This is a genomic window from Ruegeria sp. AL2 (assembly GCF_056540845.1).
The window spans coordinates 57,308-79,172 of record NZ_JBQFXM010000015.1 but is presented as its reverse complement, the minus strand read 5'-3'; the positions used below and the strand labels follow the sequence as shown (position 1 = coordinate 79,172).

Sequence of the window (21,865 nt, the reverse complement as noted above, 5' to 3'; positions counted from 1 at the left end):
AAGCTGGCGGTGTTTCTCTCGGGCTTCTACTTGTCCCGACAGAAAAGATTGTAGACGACTTCCAGAATCTGAGTCGACCGGTCGTCCGCCAATCTGTAGTAGATCGTTTTGCCTTCGCGTCGTGTCTTGACCAGCCCTTCAAAGCGCAGGCGGGACAACTGTTGGGAAACGGCAGCCTGTCTGGCCGACAGCATTTCCTCCATCTGCGTGACGGATTTCTCACCAGATGACAAATAACACAGAATCATCAGCCGCCCCTCATGGCTGATCGCCTTGAGGAAATTGGACGCCGTCTGGGCGTTATCCATCATCCTGTCCAAGTCCTCGTTGTACATGTCCTTGGTGAACACGGGCAGTTTCGACTGTTTGTCCAACAAGATCCTCTCGCTTTCGTGGCTTCACGTATTCAAAACAGTATATGTAAATCCTGGGGATTTAACCAGAGCTCTCGATCATTACTCCGGCGTCACGTAGTAAAACACCCAATAGCCCCCAGAAAAAGTCTTCGCCAGGATAACCCTCGATCCGGCCGATTTCATGACCGTCCTCCAGCAATACAAAGGTCGGCGTATAGAAAAGGGGCCGATACAGGATAATCCATTCGGGCGTGGTTGCGTGGATGTCCGTTCGTTGCAATGGGGCAACTTTTCCTTCCGCTGTCAGCGGGTAGATTTCGGAAATCTCGGCGTCCCAGCGGGCGCACCACATGCACCCGTCTTCTTCCGCCATCAGCAACACCATTTCGGCCCGCGACGCAGCAGGCCAGATCAACAATGTGATGACGAACAATGTTTGAATTGCGTGACGCATCAAAAGCTCCGATTGACCGAGGTGGTATATCTTTATTATTTTGAATGTATGAATAATAGCCTGTCAGGACTGATTTGACCATGCTCGACATCACGTTTGCAGGGGCTCTGATCGCGGGGCTTTTGTCTTTCCTGTCCCCCTGCATTCTGCCCATAGTCCCGTTCTACCTAAGTTATCTGGCGGGTGTCGGGATGGAGCAGATTTCGGCTGGTTCGACGATCACCCCGGATGTTCGCCGCCGGGCGACCCTGTCAGCGATAGCTTTTGCCGCCGGGATCATCACGGTCTTCATGGCGCTTGGGGCCACGGCGTCGATCTTTGGTCAGATGGTACGCGCGTATTTCGACATTCTGCGATGGATCGCTGCGCTCATCATCATCGCGATGGGCCTGCATTTTCTGGGTCTTTTCCGTATCGGGTTCCTGTATCGACAGTTCCGTGCAGATATCGGCAAGACGACAAATGCAAGCGTGATCGGGGCATATGTTCTGGGGCTGTCTTTTGCCTTTGGCTGGACGCCTTGCGTCGGGCCGGTTCTGGCGGCGATCCTGTTCACGGCGGCCGGAACCGAGACCGCCTGGCGCGGTGCCGCGCTTTTGTTTGTCTATGGGGTTGGCATGACGGCGCCGTTTGTTCTCGCAGCCTTTCTGGTTCGGCCCTTCATGCAATGGATGGCGCCCTTCCGGAAACATCTGGGATTGATTGAAAAGGCGATGGGTGTCTTGCTGATTCTTTTTGGCATCCTGATCGCGACCAATTCCATAAATTTAATCGCACAATGGATGCTGGATCACATGCCTTGGCTGGCGGCCATCGGCTAATTCGGGAGGACACCATGACACGGGTAATACTGTTCTTGATTGCAGGGCTGTTTGCAGGGGCGGTTTCCGCAGCTGAACTGGGGGATGACGGTCTGCATAAAACGCCGTGGATGCGAGACACGTTCAAAGACCTTCGTGAAGACCTTGAAGAGGCGAGGGGGGAAGGTAAGCGGCTGGTTCTGTTCATTGAACAACAGGGCTGCATCTACTGCAAAAAAATGCATGAAGAGGTTTTCCCCCAACCCGACCTGTCTTCGTATATCGAAGAAAACTTCTTTGTCGTTCAGCTGGACTTACACGGAAGCACCTTGGCCACCGATTTTGACGGAGAAGAAGCCGAGCAAAGATCACTGATGCGCAAATGGGGGATTCTGTTCACCCCTACATTGGTTTTCTTACCGGAGGACGTATCAGAGGATGCCACAGCAATCGAAGCGGCCGTTGCGGTCATGCCCGGGGCGTTCTCGAAGGGAACGACCCTCGATCTTTTTACCTGGGTCAATGAAAAACGGTACGAGCTTGATAATGGGGAAGATTTTCAACGGTATCATGCGCGCCGCATTCAAGAGCGAAACAATGTTTCGCAAGATTGATGCGGCGTAATATAAATAAAAAAATTCATTAAGATGAATTTAATGTTGCGATGAACCCTGCCCGTCGACTACGGTACACAGAGGCTTTGGGTCGCAAAGCGCCATCGGCGCGGTAGCAAATGGGAGGGATCATGAAGCTGAGACACTTGACTTTGGCTTGTATCATAACAGGCAGTGCCGCCATCGCGGCAGAAACAGGACCAAAAGACGTACAGTTCGACGATTATGGTGCGATCGAGGCTTCATTGACCGGCGTCGACGGCGATGCGGCAAACGGTGCGATCATCGTGGGCGAGAAATCCAAGGGCAACTGTGTGGCCTGTCACCAGGTCACGGCCTTGGCGGATATTCCGTTCCATGGCGAAGTCGGTCCGCTGCTGGATGGGGCCGGGGATCGGTGGTCCGAGGCGGAGCTTCGAGGACTGGTCGCAAATGCCAAGATGACGTTTGACGGAACGGTCATGCCGGCTTTCTACAAGGATGACGGCTATATCCGCCCGGGCGACGCCTATACGGGCAAAGCCCCATCAGGGCCTTTGACGTCAATCTTGACTGCACAGGAAATCGAGGACGTCGTCGCGTTCCTCGCAACCCTTAAAGAACAATAATCACGCTTTCAGGCGTGAATTCGTGAGGATCCAAAGGAGATTGAAAATGGAAATTTCTCGTCGCGAGACTCTGGCTCTTGGTCTGGGCGCTGCGGTCCTGACCCTGATGCCGTTCCGCGCAAATGCGGCTGCGGAAGACGCGATAGCTGCGTTTACTGGCGGTGCAGACATGGCCGACGGCGGTGTGACACTGACGGCGCCGGAAATTGCCGAGAACGGAAACACCGTTCCGATCGAAGTCAGCGCACCGGGTGCGGCTGCAATCCTGATCGTAGCAGCCGGAAACCCCGAGCCCGGCGTTGCCACGTTCAACTTTGGCCCGCTGGCTGCTGCACAGGCGGCTTCGACCCGTATTCGACTTGCCGGAACGCAGGATGTCATTGCTGTGGCCAAAATGGCTGATGGCAGCTTTGCCAAGGCCTCGGCAACCGTAAAAGTGACAATTGGCGGCTGCGGCGGCTGATCGCCACGCGCCCTGAAGAACAGGAGAACAACCAATGGCATCCGGTGTAAAACCCCGCGTCAAGGTTCCAAAAACAGCCGCTGTTGGCGAAGCAGTCACGATCAAAACGCTGATCAGCCACAATATGGAAAGCGGTCAGCGAAAGGACAAGGAAGGCAACGTTATCCCGCGGTCGATCATCAACCGATTCACCTGCGAGTTTAACGGCCAGCTCGTGATAGACGTGGCCATGGAACCAGCGATTTCGACAAACCCGTACTTTCAATTCGATGCAACCGTGCCCGAAGCCGGGGAATTCGTCTTCACGTGGTATGACGATGACGGTTCTGTTTACGACACAAAAAACTCGATCGAGATCGCCTGACGGCTCGACCGCACTGGCAGATCAGCGCCGGTGGCGAAACCTGCGCTGATCACCCAAGGGAGGAACGCAATGAATAAAAAAGCACTCACGGCGATCGCGGCAGTTCTGGCATTCCCAGTATCAGTGGCCGCCGGACCTGACGAAGACAAGTTGGTGATCAACGAAGAACTGGAAATGGTTTCGGTGACCGAAGCCCCGGCCCATGTCGAGAACTTCGATACGATCTACTCGGGGTGGCATTTCAGGACCGATGAAACCCAGGCTTTGCAGATCGACGATTTCGACAACCCGGCGATGGTATTTGTCGATCAGGCCTCGGACCTGTACCAGACTGTCGATGGGGCGGCTGGCAAAAGCTGCGCGTCCTGCCACAGTGACGTGGAAAGCTTTGAGGGGTTGCAGGCATCTATGCCAAAGGTCGATGCGGAAACCGGCAAGCTGGTGGTAATGGAAGACCTGATCAACAAGTGCCGCACGGAACGCATGGAAGCGGACGCGTGGAAGTGGTCGGGTGCGGATATGCAGGGTGTGGTGGCATTGATCGCTCTGCAATCGCGTGGATTGCCCATGAATGTCGCCATTGATGGTGATGCGGCCCCGTATTGGGAGCAGGGCAAGGAAATGTACTACACACGATATGGTCAGCTGGAGTTGAGCTGCGCCAACTGTCACGAAGACAACTGGGGCAACATGATCCGGGCCGACCATCTGAGCCAGGGGATGGTCAACGGTTTCCCGACCTATCGTCTGAAACAGGCCAAGCTGATCTCGCGCCACAATCGCTTCCGCGGCTGTATTCGCGATACACGCGCTGAAACCTTTGCAGAAGGCTCGGACGAATTCCGCGCACTGGAGCTTTATGTTGCATCGCGCGGCAATGGGCTTTCGGTCGAAACGCCGTCGGTACGCCAGTAACAAAGAACCCGCGCCGGGATTGTCGGGCGCGGGTTTTTCATTTCTACTACATTCACACATTTATATGTGAAACAGGAAAGCCGACAGATGATATCGCGACGTGATTTTCTACAGGTCTCCATGGCGGCCTCAGCGCTATATGGGGCATCCGGTTTAGGGAACTGGGCAAGGCTGGCGGCCCAGCAAAGCCTGAGCCAGGACCAGTTGCTGGAATTTGAGACCTTCGGAAATATCAGCCTGATTCACATCACCGATATCCACGCGCAGCTTAAACCGATCTACTTCCGCGAGCCCGAGGTCAATCTGGGCATCGGAGACGCGCGCGGGCAAATGCCGCATGTGACGGGGGCCGCGTTTCGCAAGGCTTACGGAATCGAAGATGGCAGCCCGTCCGCCTATGCGCTTACCTACAATGACTTTGCTGCATTGGCAAAAACGTATGGCCGCGTCGGAGGGCTTGACCGGGTCTCGACTGTTATCAACGCCATCCGTGCCGACCGGCCAGATGCGCTGTTGCTGGATGGGGGCGACACCTGGCATGGCTCGTATACCTGCTATCAGACGGCGGGTCAGGACATGGTCAACGTGATGAATGCACTCAAGCCCGATGCGATGACATTCCATTGGGAGTTCACGTTGGGCAGCGAGCGGGTCAACGAGATCGTCGAAGGTTTGCCCTTTGCGGCGCTAGGTCAGAATATCTTTGACGCGGAATGGGATGAACCTGCGGAACTTTTCAAGCCCTACAAGTTCTTCGAGCGCGGCGGGGCCAAAGTTGCCGTTATCGGACAGGCTTTCCCGTATATGCCAATTGCCAACCCCAGTTGGATGTTCCCGGAATACTCGTTCGGGATCCGGGATGAGAACATGCAGGCCATGGTGGACGAGGTGCGCGACGCCGGTGCCGATGTGGTCGTTGTCCTCAGCCATAACGGCTTTGACGTGGATAAGAAGATGGCGAGCCGTGTTCAGGGGATTGACGTAATCCTGAGCGGTCACACCCATGACGCATTGCCTGAACCGGTTCTGGTCGAAAAGACGCATATCATCGCGTCCGGCTCGAACGGAAAGTTCGTCAGCCGCGTTGATCTGGACGTGCGGGATGGCCAGATGATGGGGTTGAAGCACAAGCTGATCCCGATCTTTTCAGACGTCATCGCGCCTGATCCGGCAATCACGGCCCTGATCAACGAACAGCGTGCACCATATGATGCGGCGCTAAGCGAAGTGATTGGCAAGACGGACTCGCTGCTGTATCGCCGCGGAAACTTCAATGGCACGTGGGACGATCTGATCTGTGACGCACTGATCAGCGAGCGCGAGGCAGACATTGCCATGTCGCCGGGTGTGCGCTGGGGACCGTCGATCCTGCCCGGTCACGAGATCACGCGCGAGGATATCTGGAACGTCACCTCGATGTCTTATCCGAATGCGTATCGCACGGAAATGACGGGTGAGTTCATTCACGTGATCCTCGAGGATGTTGGCGACAACCTGTTCAACCCCGATCCCTATTACCAGCAGGGTGGCGACATGGTGCGGGTCGGCGGACTTGGATACCGTATCGATGTGACCAAACCGCAAGGGCTGCGGATCAGCGACATGACCCTGCTCAAGACTGGTGAGGCGATTGATCCGGCGAAATCCTATGTTGTGGCCGGTTGGGCCAGCGTCAACGAAGGCACCGAAGGCCCGCCCATCTGGGATGTCGTCGAAAACCACATTCGCAGCCAGGGTACCGTAACCGTCGAACCGAATACATCGGTCGAGGTGATCGGAGCCTGACAGCGCGAACCGAACTTCAAACATTGAATACAAGATTTGCTGATCGAATGACGGAGGCAAACAAGATGAGCGAGAACCCAAGGGGAAAAGCCCCATCGCGTCGCCAGTTTCTAAGCGGTGCCGCCGCGGTTGGCGTAGGTGCGGTCGGAGCCTCAGCGGCGCGCGCCGCAGGCCCTGACCCGCTGATCACGCAGGTTCAGGAATGGGCACAGGCAACGGGCGAAGGCGTGGATGCAACCCCCTACGGCCTGCCAATCCAATTCGAGAGTGATGTTGTACGGCGCAATGTCGAGTGGTTGACCGCAGACACGATCAGTTCGATCAATTTCACGCCGATCCACGCGCTGGATGGTACGATCACCCCGCAGGGATGCGCGTTCGAGCGGCACCATTCGGGTGCGATCGAGTTGAGCAAGGCGGACTACCGTCTGATGATCAACGGTCTGGTCGAAACTCCGCTGATCTTCACATATGAAGATCTGGAACGTTTCCCGCGCGAAAACCGTATCTATTTCTGCGAATGCGCTGCCAATACCGGTATGGAATGGGCCGGTGCGCAGCTCAACGGCGCGCAGTTCACGCACGGAATGATCCACAACATGGAATACTCCGGTGTGCCGCTGCGCACCCTGCTGGAAGAAGCGGGGGTAAAGACCGAAGGCAAATGGGTTTACGTCGAAGGCGCGGATGCTTCCTCGAACGGCCGCTCAATCCCACTGGAAAAGGCAATGGACGACGTACTTGTTGCGTTCAAAGCCAATGGTGAGGCATTGCGCAAAGAACACGGCTATCCGGTCAGGCTGGTCGTTCCCGGCTGGGAAGGCAACATGTGGGTTAAGTGGCTGCGCCGGGTCGAGGTCACCGAGATTGCTATCGAAAGTCGCGAAGAGACATCCAAGTATACGGATACACTCGAAGACGGAACATCACGCAAATGGACATGGGTAATGGACGCCAAATCGGTCGTCACCTCGCCCAGCCCGCAAGCGCCGATCACGCATGGGCCGGGGCCGTTGGTGATCACCGGGTTGGCCTGGTCCGGGCGGGGCTCGATTACCGGCGTCGATGTGTCGGTGGATGGTGGCAAGAACTGGGCTGCGGCCCGTCTGGCGGCCCCCGGAACAGACAAGGCGCTGACCCGGTTTTACTTGGACCATAACTGGGACGGTACAGAGATGCTGTTGCAGGCCCGCGCCAAGGATTCGACCGGTTACGTCCAACCCAGCAAAGCTCAGCTGCGCGACGTGCGTGGTGAGAACTCGATCTACCACAACAATTGTATCCAGACCTGGTGGATCAAGGAAAACGGAGAGGCGGAAAATGTCGAAGTATCGTAAGCTATTGGCCGCCTCGGCCCTTGGGTTGTGCGTGGCGGTTCCAGCCCATGCAGACAAGCTTGGACTTGGGCGCCCTGCGTTGCCCGAAGAAATCGCAGCATGGGACCACGACGTTGCACCTGACGGAACCGGATTGCCCGAAGGGTCCGGCGACGTGTTCACCGGTGAAGAGGTCTTTGCCGAACGGTGCGCGATCTGTCATGGCGATTTTGCAGAAGGTGTGGGCAATTGGCCGAAACTGGCGGGCGGCGAGGGCACGCTTGCGGATAAGGACCCGCTGAAAACAGTGGGCTCCTTCTGGCCGCACCTTTCGACGGTATGGGACTATGTGAACCGTTCGATGCCGTTTGGAGACGCACAATCGCTGGAGCCTGACGATGTTTACGCGATTGTCGCCTATATCCTGTTTTCCAACGACATCGTTGATGATGAGTTCACGCTGTCGCACGAAAATTTCCTTGAAGTGGAAATGCCGAATGCCGGGGGTTTCATCGTGGATGACCGCGAAACGTCCGAGGCGCATTTCTGGACGGATGAGCCATGCATGACGGATTGCAAAGAAGGCGTGGAAATCACCATGCGCGCCGCCGTTCTGGATGTAACGCCTGACGAAGCCGGGGCTGAAAGCGCGGACCCGGCATCTGTTTCCGAGAAAGCACCCGTCGAGGTCGAAGAAACCGCTGACGACACAGCGGCACTTGATCCCGAAATGATCGAAAATGGCGAAAAAGTTTTCAAGAAGTGCAAGTCATGCCATCAGGTCGGCGAAGGGGCCAAGCATCGCACGGGTCCGGCATTGAACGGCGTTGCCGGTGCCAATGCGGCCGCCGTCGAAGGCTTTAAGTACTCCAAGGCCATGAAAGCTGCCGCCGAGGATGGCTTGATCTGGACGGATGAAGAGATGGCCGCGTTTCTGGCCAAGCCTAAAGCCTACATGAAGGGGACGCGTATGTCCTTTGCCGGGCTGAAGAAACAGGATGAAATCGACGCGGTCATCGTTTACCTGAAGTCGTTCGGAAGCTGATCATGTGGCGGCGGTGGGCAACAGGTGTCATGTTTGCTGCGAGTATACTGACAACTGCCGCCACCGCGACCGAAGACTTGGGCGATGCTGTAGCCGGCAAACTTTTGTTTGCCCAATGCAAAGAATGTCATCAGGTCGGCGCCGATGCTGAAAACAGGATCGGTCCGCACCTGAATGGTGTATTTGGCCGCCGGGCTGCCGGGCTAGAGGAGTTCACCTATTCCAAAAGCCTGATCCGTGCAGGTACTTCGGGGCTGGAATGGCACGCCGACACATTGTCGGCTTACATTGAAAACCCCCGCGCATTCGCATCCGGCACCAGAATGAGCTTTCGTGGACTCGAGAACCCGGAAGATCGGGCCAATGTAATTGCCTATTTGCGTGTGTTTTCCGACAACCCGCAGGACATCCCCGAAGCCGACCCAACGGCAAAGAGAACGGACCATTCCGTCAACCCCGAAATCCTCGCGATACAGGGTGATCCAGAATACGGCGAATATCTGAGCAGCGAATGCACGACATGCCACCAGATAGAGGGAGGCGATGATGGGATTCCCTCGATCGTTTACTGGCCCGACCAGGATTTCGTTGTCGCCATGCACGCCTACAAGGACAAGCAGCGGCCCCATCCCGTCATGCAGATGATCGCGGGCCGCCTGAGCAGCGATGAGATCGCGGCATTGGCCGCTTACTTCAACAACCCACAGTGACAATGCCCAAGGGGAGGAAACGCGATGACACTCAACAGACGGACATTTCTGGGAACCGCAGGGGTACTTGCCGCCGGGCTGTCGGCCCCGATGGTGCTGGCGCAGGGAAAGCCCCGTGTCGTGGTGGTCGGGGGCGGGGCAGGCGGCGCAACCGCCGCGCGCTATATTGCCAAAGACAGCAAGGGCGAGATTGACGTCACCCTGATCGAGCCGTCCAAAACATATTACACTTGTTTTTTCTCGAACCTGTATCTGGGCGGGTTTCAGGAGCTTTCGGACATTGCGCACAGCTATGGCACGCTTGCCGCAAAATACGGTATCAACGTGGTTCACGATTGGGCCGTGGGTGTCGACCGCGACGCCAAAACCGTCTCGTTAGCGGGTGGCGGATCTATTCCATATAACAAACTGATCCTGAGTCCGGGTATCGACTTTGTCGATGGCGCGGTCAAGGGGTGGGATGTGACTGCACAAAACAAGATGCCGCATGCGTATAAGGCGGGCTCTCAAACCGAGCTGTTGAAGGCGCAGGTTCTGGCGATGCCCGAGGGTGGAACCTTTGCGATGGTCGCGCCGCCGAACCCGTACCGTTGCCCCCCCGGACCTTATGAGCGGGTTTCGATGGTTGCGCATGTGCTGAAGGCGAACAATCCGACAGCGAAAATCATCATTGCTGATCCGAAAGACAAATTCTCCAAGATGTCTTTGTTCCAGGAAGGTTGGGCCGACCACTACGAAGGCATGATCGACTGGATCGGAGAGGATTTTGGCGGCGGCAATGTCTCGGTCAATCCGGATGCCATGACGGTGACCATCGATGGTGAAGAAACCAAGGTCGATGTCTGCAACGTGATCCCGGCCATGAAAGCCGGGCGTATTTCGGAAATGGCCGGTGTGACCGATGGCAACTGGGCACCGGTGAACGCGGCGGACATGTCATCGAAAGCTGACCCTGACATCTATGTTCTTGGTGATGCCAGCCAGCAAGGCGACATGCCGAAATCCGGTTTTTCGGCCAACAGCCAGGCGAAAGTCTGCGCCAATGCCGTTCGCGGTGCATTGACCGGATCAAAGATATTCCCGGCCAAGTTTTCGAACACGTGCTGGTCGCTCATTGATACGGATGACGGGATCAAGGTTGGTGCGACTTATGAAGCAACGCCAGAAAAGATTGCCAAGGTGGACGGCTTTATCAGCCAGACCGGCGAAGACTCCGACCTGAGAAAAGCAACCTACCAAGAGTCGCTGGGTTGGTATGCCGGTATCACATCGGACATGTTCGGTTAAGAAACGCCAAGGCTTTGACCGGTGTCAAAGCCTTGGCGGTGAAATCTGAAGAAATGTGGTTCAGGAGGAGGAACATCATCATGAAACACTTTATCGCATCAGCCGCTTTTTCGGTTGCATTAGCAAACCCGGTTTTTGCAGGGGAGGTCATTGCCGTCCCCTTTGACGGCAGCTTTGATGACGCCACCTTTGCCGTTGAATCAGCAATTGTTGGGCAGGGGCTGGTTATCGATTATGTGAGCCATGTTGGTGACATGCTGAACCGGACGGGGGCGGATGTCGGCAGCGACAAGCAGATCTTCACAGCCGCTGAAATATTTATCTTTTGTTCCGCAAAGCTCTCGCGCGAAATGATGGAGGCCGACCCGATGAATATCGGCTATTGCCCCTACGGGATCTTCGTGGCCGAGGACGAAGGCGGTGTCAAAGTGGGCTACCGAAGCTATCCTGACGGACCGATGGAGAAAGTCGAAGCCCTGTTGGCCGGTATCGTAGAAGAAGCCGTTGGAAACTGACATGAACTACCAACAGTTTTTTCTTGATCAGCTAGGGCAATTGCAGGCCGAAGGAAATTACCGGGTCTTCGCCGAGCTTGAGCGTCATTGCGGAGCATTTCCAACTGCACACAACCATGCAGAAAACGGACCTGAGAAAGTCACAGTCTGGTGCTCGAACGATTATTTGGGAATGGGTCAGCATCCAAAGGTTCTGGCGGCCATGCACCGCGCGATCGACACCTGTGGCGCAGGGGCTGGCGGGACTCGGAATATTTCGGGGACCACGCATGAACATGTTCTGCTTGAGCAGGAGCTTGCGGATCTGCATGGCAAGGAAGCAGCGCTGCTATTCACGTCCGGGTATGTTTCAAATTGGGCTGCTTTGGGAACTCTGGCTTCGCGAATTCCCGGTATCACGGTTCTGTCCGACGAATTGAACCACGCGTCGATGATCGAGGGTATCCGTCACAGTCGTTGCGCAAAGCGGGTCTGGAAGCATAACGATTTGAAGGACCTTGAACGACATCTCATGGACCTGCCATCCAACGCACCAAAACTGATCGCGTTTGAAAGTGTGTATTCGATGGATGGCGATATCGCGCCGATTGCCGAAATCTGCGATCTGGCGGATCGGTACGGCGCGATGACCTATCTGGACGAGGTTCATGCCGTCGGGCTGTATGGGCCGCGCGGTGGCGGCATCGCTGAACGCGAAGAGCTGATGGATCGCCTGACGGTTATCGAAGGCACGTTGGGCAAAGCGTTCGGCGTGGTTGGTGGATACATCGCGGCGTCAAAGGAACTTGTCGACTTTGTCCGTTCCTTTGCCAGCGGATTTATCTTTACCACAGCATTGCCCCCGGCCGTCGCCGCCGGCGCCGCAGCATCCGTCCGGCACCTCAAGCATAGCAATGAGGAGCGGTGCCTGCATCAGCAACGCGTAAGCGAGGTTCGGAGCAGGCTGGACGCTTTGGGCATCCCGCACACGCCCAACCCAAGCCATATTATCCCGGTCATGGTCGGTGATCCGGTCAAGTGCCGCTTCATCTCGGATGTTTTGATGCGCGACTACGGGATTTATATCCAGCCGATAAACTATCCTACTGTCCCGAAAGGCACCGAACGCCTTCGGATTACGCCGTCACCTGTACATTCGTCAGAAGATGTAACCCTGTTGGTCGAGGCGTTGGGTGCATTGTGGACACAGTGCCAGCTTGCGCGCAAACCGATGGCCGCACAGTGAGAACTTGACGGAAGGCAAAGACGGACACGTAAAGAGGTGAGAGTTTTGTCTATGGAACGCCTCATCGATCTGCTGGGAGATTCGGGCACATTGGCTGCCGCCGGTTTGCTTGTTGGCATCCTGTTCGGAGTCACCGCTCAGAAATCTCAATTCTGTTTGCGGGCATCCACTGTTGAAGTCGCCGAGGGCGAGCTTGGCCCCCGTCTGGCCGTCTGGCTGGTCGCGTTCACGTCGGCGCTGACGCTGGTACAGGGGTTCGTCTCGATTGAATGGCTGGATTTGTCCGAGGCGCGGTCAATTGCGTCGACAGGCAGCCTGAGTGGCGCGGTGATCGGCGGTTTGATGTTTGGCGTCGGAATGATTTTGGCGCGCGGATGCGCGTCGCGCCTGTTGGTGTTGGCCTCATGCGGCAACCTGAGGGCAATGGTGACGGGGCTGGTTCTGACGTTGGTCGCGCAAGCGGCTTACACAGGTGTGCTCAGCCCCGCGCGCGAGGCGCTGTCCGGTCTTTGGACGATCGCAGGTGGCAACGCGCGCGACCTTTCGGCACTACTTGGATTTTCGCCGATCGCATACTCAGCCTTTGCCGCGGGGACATTTGTTCTGGCCGTTGCGTTTGCAGCGCGCCAGCAGGTTACAATGACAAAGATTGTCATGGCAGCCGGAGTTGGTGTCGCTGTGGCGCTTGGCTGGTTGATGACATTTGCGATTGCACAAGCCTCCTTCGACGTCGTGCCGGTGTCTTCGGTCACGTTCACCGGCCCGGCAACGGACACATTGATGGCGCTGGTGGCTGAGCGGAACATTGCCCTGTCCTTTGGCATTGGTCTGGTTCCGGGCGTTGCAATTGGCGCCGCTGTTTCTGCCATTCTTTCCGGCGAGTGGAAGATCGAACAATTTGGCCCGGATACTCCGATGGAGCGCTACCTTGTGGGGGCCGTCTTGATGGGATTTGGTGCAATGTTGGCAGGTGGCTGCGCCGTTGGTGCCGGATTGTCCGGGGGATCGTCCTTGTCGATAACTGCGTGGCTTGCCGTCTTCTCGATGTGGGTCGGGGCCGTCGCCACCCATCGGATGATGATGCGAATGCTCGTTCTTCGGCGGTCCTGACTTATTCGAATTCCATCTGTTCGTAGACACGACCGGCGTTTTTTGTGGCCAGTTCCTCGAACGTGTCCAAATGGGCATAAGGGGTTTGGTTGACGTAATAGGCCTCGGCCAGATCCCCGCCTGCATCCATATGTTCCAGTATCTTTGCGCGCAGGTAGACCAGATAATCACGTGTATACCGGCGCACCTGATCCATGTTCGTAGGATGACCGTGCCCGGGGATCACATATGTGGCTTCCAGTGCCTCGAACTCATTGTCCCAGGTCTCAAGCCAATCTGCGGTGTAGGTGTCCTGAAAGATCGGCAGCATACGTTCGTGAAATGCCATGTCACCCGCGATGACAAGGCTTTGATTGGGCAACCAGATCGAAATGTCGCCGGGGCTGTGCGCAGGTCCAAGATGTTTGGCCTCGATGCGAAAATCGCCGAGTTCGACGATGTATTCATCGTCAAACGTTTCTGTCGGACCGGCCAGAAAAGTTCCTTTTGCCTTGTCCTTGTTATATGCCTGCATCCCTTCAAGGATTTGCGGCCCATATTCTTCGAACTCAGCCGCCGCATCTGAATGAGCGACGATGGGCACTCCAAGTTCCGACCAGTAGGCGTTCCCCAGCATGGCGTGCCCCTGACCGTTTTCGTTAAAGACAAGCTTCACGGGCTGATCCGTGATCGCTTGGATCTCTTTGTGAAGCGCTTCGGCAAGCGCATAAGCCGCGCCACCGTTGATGACGACAACGCCCTCTCCGGTCACGATGAAGCTGAGGTTGTTGTTGTGGCCCGAATTCTCATAGGTTGGGGGTGCGGTTGCACCGATGGCGGAAAAGACGCCGGGAATAAACTCGACAGGTTTCGAGTAAAGAACGCTCTGCGGGTACTGGTCAGCAATATCCTCACTGGCCCAGGTTTGTGTGGCCAGGGTACAGGCAATCAACAAAGCGCGCATCATGCAGGCTCTCCAATAAATCGATAGGTCGAACCGGCCTTTTCGACACGGCCAAATCCGCCATTTGGCAGATGGAATCCAATAATATTCATTTGGGCATGAGAAATCTGATCCAGCAGCGATTTCCGTGCACTTGCCGCGGCGTCGGGGTCCTGATCCGTACCGCTGCGCCAATCCGGACGCTCGAACGCGACGTGCGGATTGCCGAGCGCATCGCCCACGACCATCACCGCGTCACTGCCTTTGCGAATCTCGAAGGACATATGTCCGGGCGTGTGCCCGAAACTAGCGCGTGCTGCGATACCGGGAAGGATTTCCTGCCCATCATCAAAAAACGCAACCATGCCTTCGATGGCTTCCATGCGCCGCTTTGCGCCCACCGCGAAGGCCGTGCGGTCGGCCCCTATCTTTTCCACGGTTGCGGGGTTCCACCAATAGTCCCATTCCGTGCGGCCAAGATGAAATCTGGCATTGGGAAAGAGGGGATCTCCGAAGTCGTCCAGCACACCCCAGATGTGATCTGGATGTGCATGGGTGAAGATCACCTGCGTGACCTCATCCGGAGACAACCCGACGGCGTCCAAAGTTTCCGGAAGTTTGCCAGCGGTTTGCATGAAGTCGGGCCCGGCTCCAACATCGAACAGTATGGTATTCTGGTCATCGCGGTAGAGCACAATGTTGCACTCGGGCTCGTATCTGGTCAGATCTACCTGATAGCGGTTCAGAAGTTCTGTCAGCTCTGCCTCGGGCATTGCGCCAAAGACCATTTCGGGCGGCAACGACAGATACCCATCTGACAAAGTCGAAATCCTTGCCGATTGGCCAAGTGTCATTTCCGCAATCGCAAAGCTGGGTCGCAGGCAGAGCGCCAGACATGCGCCCTGAGACAGGAAGGTGCGCCGGGAGAAATGTGGGTCTCTGCTCATACATAATCATTAAGATGAATGTTTTTATTTGTAAATGATGAATGGCCCGGACGGCACATTATCTCTGGGGCTTTCCACCACTATAATTGTGACGTCACCCAGCCAGTACATGCGGCAGGTGTTCAACCAGAGCCCGTTGCACGACCGCAAATCTTGGCGTGTGTGCGATTTCCTCTAGCGTCGCGACCCAAAGTGGAACCTCGATTCCGGGATCAATGTCGTTCAACCTGTGAAGCCGGGGATCAGCGTCGCCAATAAAAGCAGGTAAGAAAGCTCGCCCCACACCGGATGCAACCATCTGCTGAAGCACCAGAAAACTGTCTGCTCCGTTTGTCATGTCATCGGCGCGAACATGTTCAGCCAACCATTTGGCCGGGAGTGAACGGCTGAGAGCCCCATCAAGCCGAATCCATTTTTGGTCACGGGTACCGTCACTATAAACCCCAAAGTGCAACGTTCCTGCGCGCTCTCCGGTCAACCCTTCACCAAGTTGAACCGAAGGGCGGACAACTATATCCGCAGTTAACCTGGTCAGATCATGGTGACTGTTACCGCTGAGGATCGTCAGTTCGAGGCTCGGATAGAGGGCGGAAATTGAGTTTAGTACCTGCGGCAGGACAAACTGGCAAAGGCTGTCCGTGGACGCGATACGCACATGACCCGCAGGCGAACGATTTGCGCCCACAACGGCGCGTTCTACCGAAAGCACGGCGTCTTCAACGCTTTCCATGGCGGACAGAATTGTTCTGGCTTCGGGAAGTACTGAATACCCCGACGGGTCTTTCCGAAAAACAACACAGCCATATCGGTGTTCGAAGGCGGCAACCCTGCGCAGGACGGTTGCATGTGCAACGCCCAGGGCTGTCGCCGCCGCATTCAACGAGCCGTGTTTGCTGACGGCGAGGGCATACCGAATATCGTCCCAATTGTCGTTGTTCATAAATGAACAGGTGAGGCCGAATAACAAACAATTACAAGAAAAATCGTTCAAGCTATCATATGGTACATTAAACAGGGAGCCACACCATGATTAAGAAGTCTTCGATCTTTGCGGCAGGTCTTTTGTCCTTGGCCGTAGTTGGAACTGCAATTGCTCAGGATAGCGAAAACCCGGCTGTAAAAGCGCGGACTTCGATTATGCAGCTTTACGCTTTCAACCTTGGCACGCTGGGCGCCATGGCCAAGGGAGAGGCAGAATATGATGCCGAAGCGGCTACGCGAGCCGCAAATAATATTGTCGTTGTGTCGCAGATCGACCAGTCCGCGATGTGGCCAGCCGGATCGGATAATGTGTCAGACCCGTCAACCCGCGCCTTGCCCGCTATTTGGGAAAACTTCGCAGATGTCGGGGCCAAAGGGCAGGCACTCGCCGATGCCGCTGTTGCGATGCAGGCTGCGGCAGGTCAGGATGTTGAAGCTCTGAAAGGGGCGATGGGCCAACTTGGCGGAGCCTGCTCGGCCTGTCACAAAGCATACAGAGCACCGGAAAATTAAAGGAGTATTGATCAGTGCGGCGCATTCTACTTTTCGCCGTTCTAGTCATGCTTTTGGTCGGGTTGGCCGGTTTGCTGCTGACCCGACCGCAAAGGGTTGATTCAGCCCGGTTGGCCGGTCTGACCCCCGACGTGACCAGAGGGGCGTCTGTCTTCTATTCAGCAGGATGCGCCTCATGCCACTCGGCCCCGGATGCCCGCGCGGAAGGAAAGCTTGTTCTAGCAGGCGGGCGCCGGTTTGAAACGGATTTCGGTACGTTTGTAGCTCCAAACATTTCCAGTGAACCAGACGTCGGAATTGGATCATGGTCCGCGTTGGATCTGGCCAATGCCCTGAAACACGGAACAGGACCAAAGGGACAACATTATTACCCGGCCTTTCCCTATACCTCTTATGCCAAGATGACGGTCGAGGATGTCGCGGCGCTTCATGCGTTTTTGAACACCCTGCCTGCATCTGATGCGGCAAGTATCCCGCATGACGTTGGTTTCCCTTTCAATATCCGGCGCGGGCTGGGGTTGTGGAAATTTCTGTTTTCGGGCTCGGGCTGGGTGGTTGAAGGTGATTTGACCGATCAGCAAATCCGGGGGCGGTATCTGGTGGAAGCTTTGGGGCACTGCGCGGAATGCCATACACCGCGAAACGGACTGGGAGGGTTGAAGCGGGATCTCTGGCTGACCGGAGCGCCAAATCCGAATGGCAAGGGGCGCATCCCCGGTCTGACCACCGCCCAGCTTGACTGGTCCGAGGCTGACATCGCTGAATATCTGAAATCCGGTTTCACACCGGATTATGACAGCGCCGGAGGCGAAATGGTCGAAGTCATCGAGAACACCTCGAAACTAAGCGATGAAGACCGATTGGCCATTGCTGCTTATCTGAAATCCGTTCCCGTTCAGTGAATTGGCTACTGGTTGCAGAAACTCGGGCATTTGTCAGCGCAGGTCTTATGACACTGGTTCTGAGCAACGCAAAAAACGTTTGGATTGCTGGGTCAAACCAGCACGGCTACATTGCTCAGATCTCTGGCAATGCGGATCAGCGGGCATTGCTCTCCTATGGCCAGCCGACCCGCGTCGGTTAATCCCATCACTTCGGCGGGTATGCGAGTTGCGGCAGCCAATGCGTCTTCCAACGGCACTTCTGCCTGCGTGGTCAGGACACGCAGTGCTGTGGTCAAGTCCAAATCAGCCCCCGCTAAAGTGCCATCAGACAGTGTCAAACGGCCGTCTTTGCGGGAAATGCGGCGGCCTTCCAGTTCGAACATGCGCTGGTCCGTGCCAGCCGGTGCCATCGCATCGCTGACCAGAAATATCCGGCCCGGGCCCCGTTTGGCGGCCCAAGCCGTGCGCATGGCTTCGGGGTGAACGTGAATACCGTCGGCGATCAGTCCGGCGCTCAACCGGCCCGAGGCCAGAACCGCCCCGACAAGCCCGGGAGATCGATTGCCAAGTTGGCTCATTGCGTTGAACAGATGCGTGACGCAGGACGCACCGGCTTCGGCATAGGACAAGCAGGTATCAAAATCCGCATCACTGTGGCCCAGCGAAACTACGGCGCCTGCTGAGACCAGCGCTTTCACCTGAGCAATTGACACGTTTTCTGGCGCAACCGTCAGCATCAATGCGGGCAGGGCATGCGCAGCCGCGACAAGCGTCGTCAGGTCCTCGTCATCCATGGGGCGGATCAGGGCTGCATCATGGGCACCTTTCCGAGCCACCGAAAGATGAGGTCCCTCCAGATGCAGGCCAGCGATCCCCGGAACACCCGCAGAAATCGCGGCCTTGGCCGCTTCGATGGCGGCGCGGGTCTTGGCTGCGGTATCTGTGATCAGGGTGGGAAGGATCGAGGTTGCCCCAAGCGCCCGGTGCGCCTTGGCAATGCGTGCAAGTGTTTCGACAGATGGGGCGGCGTTGAACATCATTCCGCCGCCGCCATTCACTTGCAGGTCAACATAACCGGGCGCCAGTATATCGCCATGCAGGTCGACAAGCTTGCCAGCGTCTGTCTTCACGTCAACGCCTATGTCAGTGATGCGGCCCGCCTCCAGCCGCAGCGCGGCACCGTCGTGCAATCTGGTGCCGTCGTAAACAAGCCCGCCGTGGTAGATGATCGCCTGGCCGCTCATACCGTTTCCGTCACTTTTCGCAGGTGACGTGGCGCATCCGGGTTGATCCCGCGTTGTACGGCGACCTGCTCGACCATTGAATAAAAGGACACGATGGCGGCTACCGGGTCCGTCAACCAGTGATCCGTGCGGACATGAGGCAGCACCTCGGCCTTTGTTACCTTTGGGCTGGTAGCAAATACCTGTGCCCCTTTGGCTGCGAGAGTGTCGGCAACCTCGGCCAACAGCGGCTCTGCCGGGTCATTGGCGGCAAAGGCAATAACCGGGAATCCGCCTTCCACGATCGAGACCGGGCCGTGCAACACCTCGGCCGAGGAATAGCTTTCGGCATGGATCTGGCAGGTTTCTTTGAATTTCAGCGCAGCCTCGTTCGAGATCGCTACGCTTGGTCCGCGACCAAGCGTATACAGCGAGCTTTGGGTGACGACAGCCGCCGCTTTGCTCCAGTCACACCGAGTCGCGGCATCAAGGTGCTTGGGCAGTTCACGCAGCGCACCCAGAAGATCTTTGTCGCCTTTCAGTTCCGCCAGCAGCCAAAGCCCGGCAACCAGCGAGGTCACGAATGTCTTTGTCGCCGCTACACTAAGCTCAGGACCCGCGTGCAGCGGCAAAGCCGCCTCAGCCGCCAGTGCAAGGGGCGACGACGGATCATTTGTGATTGCCACCGTGCTGGCCCCGGCCTTTCGGGCACTTTTCGTAAGCTGCACGATATCCGGGCTTTTTCCTGATTGTGAAACAGAAAGGCAAAGCGCCCCGGCCACATGCAGGTCGGCGCCATACACGGACGCGACTGATGGGCCGACGGATGCCATGGGCAAACCAAGAAGCAGTTCGCTTGCGTATTTCAGAAATGTGCAGGCGTGGTCCGAAGAGCCACGCGCCGCCGAAATCATGAACTTCAGCCCGCCGTTCCGGGCGACGTCCGTCGCTGTGCTCAGGGCATCTCCGCCATTGCTGAGTAATCGCTCGACAGCAACAGGAATCTCTTCGATTTCCTGACGCATCAGGGTCGTTTTCGGGGTCATCGGGGCAGCCTTTCCATCGGAATCACAGATCATGGAGTGAGTCGCAGCTCAGCCACGAAGTCGTAGGCATCGCCGCGATAGTTGGATTTTGTGAACTCGGCGACGCGCCCGCCTTCCAGATGGGAAATCCGCTGGATGCTCAGCCCTGCTGCGCCTTCGGCGACACCGAGCAGCGCGGCATCTTCAGCCTCAAGATTAACGGCGGAAATCTTCTGGATAGCGCGAACTGGTCGGCAGCCGTTTTCTTCCAGAAGATCGTAGAGTGAGTCGCGCACGGCTAGTGGGTTTGGCAGAATGTCCAATGGCAACGAGGCACGTTCGACTGCCATGGGGCGCCCGCCAGCTTCTCGCAGGCGGCAAATGCGGGCCACCTGTCCGTCAGCGGGCAGCCCGAGTACCGCCGTTTCCTCGGGTGATGGCAGAAAAACGCCCCGTTCCAACCACTTGGAGGTTGACTCCATGCCGCGCAGGCGCATGTCCTCACTGAACGAAGTCAGATGCGAAAGCGATTGTTCTAATTTCGGCGCGGCGTTCCGCACGAAAGATCCGGAACCCTGCCGCTGTACGATTGCGCCCTGTTTCACCAATTCCTGAATGGCCTTGCGCACGGTGACCCTGGACAGGCCGGTGATCTCGGCGATTTCGCGCTCGGGCGGTAATGAGGAATTCGGGGGAAGGACACCAGCGTCGATGCCTTCTTCCAGCCGCTGGCGCAGCCGGACATAGCGCGGCCCTCCGCTTTTTTCGAGCCAGTCGTCAGAAGCCAGAAAAGAAGCTGCGTTCATGCCGAATGCTCCACTTGAAAAGCCCGGGCCAACGCGATGGCTCCGTCGATAGGCGCACCTTTGGGTTCTGTTACTGCGCCACGCGCACGATCCGGCAGATACGCCTCGTAATGTGGGCCAATACCCCCGGTCAGGCATAATGGCATGGCCGGCGTCCAGCCCATTGCTTCCAGTGCCTGCAAAAGATGCACGGCGCCTTCGCGCATAAGCGAAACCGCCCGTTCATCCCCTGACCTTGCTGCCGCTGTCACCTGTCGCGCAATTTGGCCGAATTCATGAGGTCGGGCCGCAGCCGCGAAAGCGACAATGCCGCTTGTACTTCCAAATTCGTTCAGCAAGGCCTCAGTCAGGTTGGATTTTGGCACCAGCTCATCCCATGCATCCAGCGTCACCGAAAGCGCTCTGCGCCCAATCCACTGAGCAGAAGCCTCATCCCCCAGCACGGAGCCCCAGCCACCGGCAAAGCGTCGGCCGGCTTGCGATTGAAGGGCCAGAAAAGAACCCGTCCCGCAATGGGCGATTGCACCGTCGGTTGCCTGATGCGCACCCGCCAGCGCAGGGTGACGATCATCCTCGACCAGTAAACTGTCCAACGGCAAATCCGCGGCCACTCGCTGGGCGATCTGTTCACCGGTAACACCAGCCAGTCCAAAATACGCCGGCACGGGCCGAAAGGTGTCGGGCTGAACACTGAGCTTGGTCGCAAGCATTTTCAAGCCGTCTTTCAGACGTGCAATCGCACCGTCATAATCGCTGGCAACGTTGGCTGGGCCAACCTCGACCACCAGCCGCTGCTCCCCATCGTCATAGGCGATCCGACAGGTCGTTCCGCCGCCATCTGCTGCGATGATTGGATTGTTTTTCGACCTAAGCATGATGATACCTATATAATGCCTATGCTGTAATGTAAATGCCAAAGTAAATCCAATAAGGGCAGAAAGATCAAAAGTACACTGATTAATAAGGCCAATAGCGGCTGAAAAAAAATTAGTGGACA

At 56.7% G+C, this 21,865-nt stretch carries 25 protein-coding genes; 16 read left to right on the top strand and 9 right to left on the bottom strand.

Going from position 1 to position 21,865, the window contains the following annotated elements:
* Positions 1-26: 26 nt before the first annotated feature.
* Positions 27-335 (bottom strand): metalloregulator ArsR/SmtB family transcription factor, encoded by a 309-nt coding sequence (locus tag ACR0ID_RS16280; RefSeq protein WP_480520690.1) that lies wholly within the window; start codon positions 333-335, stop codon positions 27-29.
* Between the two features lie 100 nt (positions 336-435).
* On the bottom strand, positions 436-810 hold the full coding sequence (locus ACR0ID_RS16275; RefSeq protein ID WP_480607034.1) for a hypothetical protein: 375 nt from the start codon (positions 808-810) through the stop codon (positions 436-438).
* An 80-nt stretch (positions 811-890) separates the two neighbouring features.
* Here ACR0ID_RS16275 and ACR0ID_RS16270 point away from each other — a divergent pair, with 80 nt between their 5' ends.
* From ACR0ID_RS16270 to ACR0ID_RS16205, 14 genes are all read left to right on the top strand, one after another.
* A complete protein-coding gene (locus tag ACR0ID_RS16270) occupies positions 891-1,631 on the top strand; it encodes a cytochrome c biogenesis CcdA family protein (protein WP_480607031.1) in 741 nt (246 codons plus the stop codon).
* Between the two features lie 14 nt (positions 1,632-1,645).
* The gene (locus ACR0ID_RS16265) at positions 1,646-2,224 is read left to right on the top strand and encodes a thioredoxin family protein (RefSeq protein WP_480607043.1); all 579 of its coding nucleotides are present in this window, start codon (positions 1,646-1,648) and stop codon (positions 2,222-2,224) included.
* 131 nt (positions 2,225-2,355) lie between these two features.
* Positions 2,356-2,832, top strand: a complete 477-nt coding sequence (gene soxX, locus ACR0ID_RS16260; protein WP_480607028.1) for a sulfur oxidation c-type cytochrome SoxX — start codon at positions 2,356-2,358, stop codon at positions 2,830-2,832.
* A gap of 46 nt (positions 2,833-2,878) precedes the next feature.
* Entirely contained in the window at positions 2,879-3,295 is a 417-nt protein-coding gene (soxY, locus tag ACR0ID_RS16255) for a thiosulfate oxidation carrier protein SoxY (protein WP_480555207.1), read from the top strand.
* A 34-nt stretch (positions 3,296-3,329) separates the two neighbouring features.
* Complete coding sequence (gene soxZ / locus ACR0ID_RS16250; RefSeq protein WP_480607025.1) at positions 3,330-3,659, top strand: thiosulfate oxidation carrier complex protein SoxZ; 330 nt, start codon at positions 3,330-3,332, stop codon at positions 3,657-3,659.
* 69 nt (positions 3,660-3,728) lie between these two features.
* The gene (gene soxA, locus ACR0ID_RS16245; protein ID WP_480495916.1) at positions 3,729-4,574 is read left to right on the top strand and encodes a sulfur oxidation c-type cytochrome SoxA; all 846 of its coding nucleotides are present in this window, start codon (positions 3,729-3,731) and stop codon (positions 4,572-4,574) included.
* 87 nt (positions 4,575-4,661) lie between these two features.
* Entirely contained in the window at positions 4,662-6,359 is a 1,698-nt protein-coding gene (gene soxB / locus ACR0ID_RS16240; protein WP_480607022.1) for a thiosulfohydrolase SoxB, read from the top strand.
* A gap of 65 nt (positions 6,360-6,424) precedes the next feature.
* Complete coding sequence (gene soxC / locus ACR0ID_RS16235) at positions 6,425-7,696, top strand: sulfite dehydrogenase (protein ID WP_480607019.1); 1,272 nt, start codon at positions 6,425-6,427, stop codon at positions 7,694-7,696.
* Positions 7,680-8,720: a c-type cytochrome gene (locus ACR0ID_RS16230; protein ID WP_480607016.1), complete on the top strand. Its 1,041-nt coding sequence runs from the start codon at positions 7,680-7,682 to the stop codon at positions 8,718-8,720. The genes soxC and ACR0ID_RS16230 overlap by 17 nt, the downstream gene beginning before the upstream one ends.
* A 29-nt stretch (positions 8,721-8,749) precedes the next feature.
* Positions 8,750-9,430 carry a c-type cytochrome gene (locus ACR0ID_RS16225; protein ID WP_480607013.1) on the top strand — a complete coding sequence of 227 codons (681 nt, stop codon included), beginning with the start codon at positions 8,750-8,752 and terminating at the stop codon, positions 9,428-9,430.
* A gap of 24 nt (positions 9,431-9,454) precedes the next feature.
* Positions 9,455-10,717, top strand: a complete 1,263-nt coding sequence (locus ACR0ID_RS16220; RefSeq protein ID WP_480555202.1) for an FCSD flavin-binding domain-containing protein — start codon at positions 9,455-9,457, stop codon at positions 10,715-10,717.
* Positions 10,718-10,797: 80 nt separating this feature from the next.
* A complete protein-coding gene (locus ACR0ID_RS16215) occupies positions 10,798-11,232 on the top strand; it encodes a DUF302 domain-containing protein (protein ID WP_480520613.1) in 435 nt (144 codons plus the stop codon).
* A gap of 1 nt (position 11,233) precedes the next feature.
* Entirely contained in the window at positions 11,234-12,457 is a 1,224-nt protein-coding gene (gene hemA, locus ACR0ID_RS16210; RefSeq protein WP_480555201.1) for a 5-aminolevulinate synthase, read from the top strand.
* A 51-nt stretch (positions 12,458-12,508) separates the two neighbouring features.
* On the top strand, positions 12,509-13,567 hold the full coding sequence (locus ACR0ID_RS16205) for a YeeE/YedE family protein (protein ID WP_480607009.1): 1,059 nt from the start codon (positions 12,509-12,511) through the stop codon (positions 13,565-13,567).
* A gap of 1 nt (position 13,568) precedes the next feature.
* Here ACR0ID_RS16205 and ACR0ID_RS16200 read toward each other — a convergent pair whose 3' ends face one another.
* The 3 genes from ACR0ID_RS16200 to ACR0ID_RS16190 all read right to left on the bottom strand — a co-directional run bounded on the left by ACR0ID_RS16200 (position 13,569) and on the right by ACR0ID_RS16190 (position 16,376).
* Positions 13,569-14,513, bottom strand: a complete 945-nt coding sequence (locus tag ACR0ID_RS16200) for an MBL fold metallo-hydrolase (protein ID WP_480607006.1) — start codon at positions 14,511-14,513, stop codon at positions 13,569-13,571.
* Entirely contained in the window at positions 14,510-15,436 is a 927-nt protein-coding gene (locus ACR0ID_RS16195) for an MBL fold metallo-hydrolase (protein ID WP_480607003.1), read from the bottom strand. Before ACR0ID_RS16195 ends, ACR0ID_RS16200 begins: the two co-directional genes overlap by 4 nt.
* Positions 15,437-15,530: 94 nt before the next feature.
* A complete protein-coding gene (locus ACR0ID_RS16190; protein ID WP_480607000.1) occupies positions 15,531-16,376 on the bottom strand; it encodes a LysR family transcriptional regulator in 846 nt (281 codons plus the stop codon).
* 86 nt (positions 16,377-16,462) lie between these two features.
* Here ACR0ID_RS16190 and ACR0ID_RS16185 point away from each other — a divergent pair, with 86 nt between their 5' ends.
* Together ACR0ID_RS16185 and ACR0ID_RS16180 are read left to right on the top strand one after the other, a co-directional pair.
* Positions 16,463-16,930 (top strand): c-type cytochrome, encoded by a 468-nt coding sequence (locus tag ACR0ID_RS16185; RefSeq protein ID WP_480478107.1) that lies wholly within the window; start codon positions 16,463-16,465, stop codon positions 16,928-16,930.
* 14 nt (positions 16,931-16,944) lie between these two features.
* Positions 16,945-17,832 carry a c-type cytochrome gene (locus tag ACR0ID_RS16180; protein ID WP_480606997.1) on the top strand — a complete coding sequence of 296 codons (888 nt, stop codon included), beginning with the start codon at positions 16,945-16,947 and terminating at the stop codon, positions 17,830-17,832.
* 92 nt (positions 17,833-17,924) lie between these two features.
* Here ACR0ID_RS16180 and nagA read toward each other — a convergent pair whose 3' ends face one another.
* Genes nagA through ACR0ID_RS16160 form a run of 4 tightly spaced genes read right to left on the bottom strand, consistent with a single transcriptional unit; the run spans position 17,925 to position 21,743 of the window.
* Complete coding sequence (gene nagA / locus ACR0ID_RS16175; RefSeq protein ID WP_480606995.1) at positions 17,925-19,058, bottom strand: N-acetylglucosamine-6-phosphate deacetylase; 1,134 nt, start codon at positions 19,056-19,058, stop codon at positions 17,925-17,927.
* The gene (locus ACR0ID_RS16170) at positions 19,055-20,083 is read right to left on the bottom strand and encodes an SIS domain-containing protein (protein ID WP_480606993.1); all 1,029 of its coding nucleotides are present in this window, start codon (positions 20,081-20,083) and stop codon (positions 19,055-19,057) included. The genes nagA and ACR0ID_RS16170 overlap by 4 nt, the downstream gene beginning before the upstream one ends.
* Before the next feature lie 29 nt (positions 20,084-20,112).
* Positions 20,113-20,868, bottom strand: a complete 756-nt coding sequence (locus ACR0ID_RS16165) for a GntR family transcriptional regulator (protein WP_480606991.1) — start codon at positions 20,866-20,868, stop codon at positions 20,113-20,115.
* Positions 20,865-21,743 (bottom strand): glucosamine kinase nucleotide-binding domain-containing protein, encoded by an 879-nt coding sequence (locus ACR0ID_RS16160; RefSeq protein WP_480606989.1) that lies wholly within the window; start codon positions 21,741-21,743, stop codon positions 20,865-20,867. The genes ACR0ID_RS16165 and ACR0ID_RS16160 overlap by 4 nt, the downstream gene beginning before the upstream one ends.
* Between the last annotated feature and the right edge of the window lie 122 nt (positions 21,744-21,865).

Excerpts from the sequence above, each read along its gene's own strand:
- ACR0ID_RS16280 (WP_480520690.1), bottom strand. The coding sequence starts at position 335 with ATGTACAACGAGGACTTGGACAGGATGATGGATAACGCCCAGACGGCG.
- ACR0ID_RS16275 (WP_480607034.1), bottom strand. The coding sequence starts at position 810 with ATGCGTCACGCAATTCAAACATTGTTCGTCATCACATTGTTGATCTGG.
- ACR0ID_RS16270 (WP_480607031.1), top strand. The coding sequence starts at position 891 with ATGCTCGACATCACGTTTGCAGGGGCTCTGATCGCGGGGCTTTTGTCT.
- ACR0ID_RS16265 (WP_480607043.1), top strand. The coding sequence starts at position 1,646 with ATGACACGGGTAATACTGTTCTTGATTGCAGGGCTGTTTGCAGGGGCG.
- soxX (WP_480607028.1), top strand. The coding sequence starts at position 2,356 with ATGAAGCTGAGACACTTGACTTTGGCTTGTATCATAACAGGCAGTGCC.
- soxY (WP_480555207.1), top strand. The coding sequence starts at position 2,879 with ATGGAAATTTCTCGTCGCGAGACTCTGGCTCTTGGTCTGGGCGCTGCG.
- soxZ (WP_480607025.1), top strand. The coding sequence starts at position 3,330 with ATGGCATCCGGTGTAAAACCCCGCGTCAAGGTTCCAAAAACAGCCGCT.
- soxA (WP_480495916.1), top strand. The coding sequence starts at position 3,729 with ATGAATAAAAAAGCACTCACGGCGATCGCGGCAGTTCTGGCATTCCCA.
- soxB (WP_480607022.1), top strand. The coding sequence starts at position 4,662 with ATGATATCGCGACGTGATTTTCTACAGGTCTCCATGGCGGCCTCAGCG.
- soxC (WP_480607019.1), top strand. The coding sequence starts at position 6,425 with ATGAGCGAGAACCCAAGGGGAAAAGCCCCATCGCGTCGCCAGTTTCTA.
- ACR0ID_RS16230 (WP_480607016.1), top strand. The coding sequence starts at position 7,680 with ATGTCGAAGTATCGTAAGCTATTGGCCGCCTCGGCCCTTGGGTTGTGC.
- ACR0ID_RS16225 (WP_480607013.1), top strand. The coding sequence starts at position 8,750 with ATGTTTGCTGCGAGTATACTGACAACTGCCGCCACCGCGACCGAAGAC.
- ACR0ID_RS16220 (WP_480555202.1), top strand. The coding sequence starts at position 9,455 with ATGACACTCAACAGACGGACATTTCTGGGAACCGCAGGGGTACTTGCC.
- ACR0ID_RS16215 (WP_480520613.1), top strand. The coding sequence starts at position 10,798 with ATGAAACACTTTATCGCATCAGCCGCTTTTTCGGTTGCATTAGCAAAC.
- hemA (WP_480555201.1), top strand. The coding sequence starts at position 11,234 with ATGAACTACCAACAGTTTTTTCTTGATCAGCTAGGGCAATTGCAGGCC.
- ACR0ID_RS16205 (WP_480607009.1), top strand. The coding sequence starts at position 12,509 with ATGGAACGCCTCATCGATCTGCTGGGAGATTCGGGCACATTGGCTGCC.
- ACR0ID_RS16200 (WP_480607006.1), bottom strand. The coding sequence starts at position 14,513 with ATGATGCGCGCTTTGTTGATTGCCTGTACCCTGGCCACACAAACCTGG.
- ACR0ID_RS16195 (WP_480607003.1), bottom strand. The coding sequence starts at position 15,436 with ATGAGCAGAGACCCACATTTCTCCCGGCGCACCTTCCTGTCTCAGGGC.
- ACR0ID_RS16190 (WP_480607000.1), bottom strand. The coding sequence starts at position 16,376 with ATGAACAACGACAATTGGGACGATATTCGGTATGCCCTCGCCGTCAGC.
- ACR0ID_RS16185 (WP_480478107.1), top strand. The coding sequence starts at position 16,463 with ATGATTAAGAAGTCTTCGATCTTTGCGGCAGGTCTTTTGTCCTTGGCC.
- nagA (WP_480606995.1), bottom strand. The coding sequence starts at position 19,058 with ATGAGCGGCCAGGCGATCATCTACCACGGCGGGCTTGTTTACGACGGC.
- ACR0ID_RS16170 (WP_480606993.1), bottom strand. The coding sequence starts at position 20,083 with ATGACCCCGAAAACGACCCTGATGCGTCAGGAAATCGAAGAGATTCCT.
- ACR0ID_RS16165 (WP_480606991.1), bottom strand. The coding sequence starts at position 20,868 with ATGAACGCAGCTTCTTTTCTGGCTTCTGACGACTGGCTCGAAAAAAGC.
- ACR0ID_RS16160 (WP_480606989.1), bottom strand. The coding sequence starts at position 21,743 with ATGCTTAGGTCGAAAAACAATCCAATCATCGCAGCAGATGGCGGCGGA.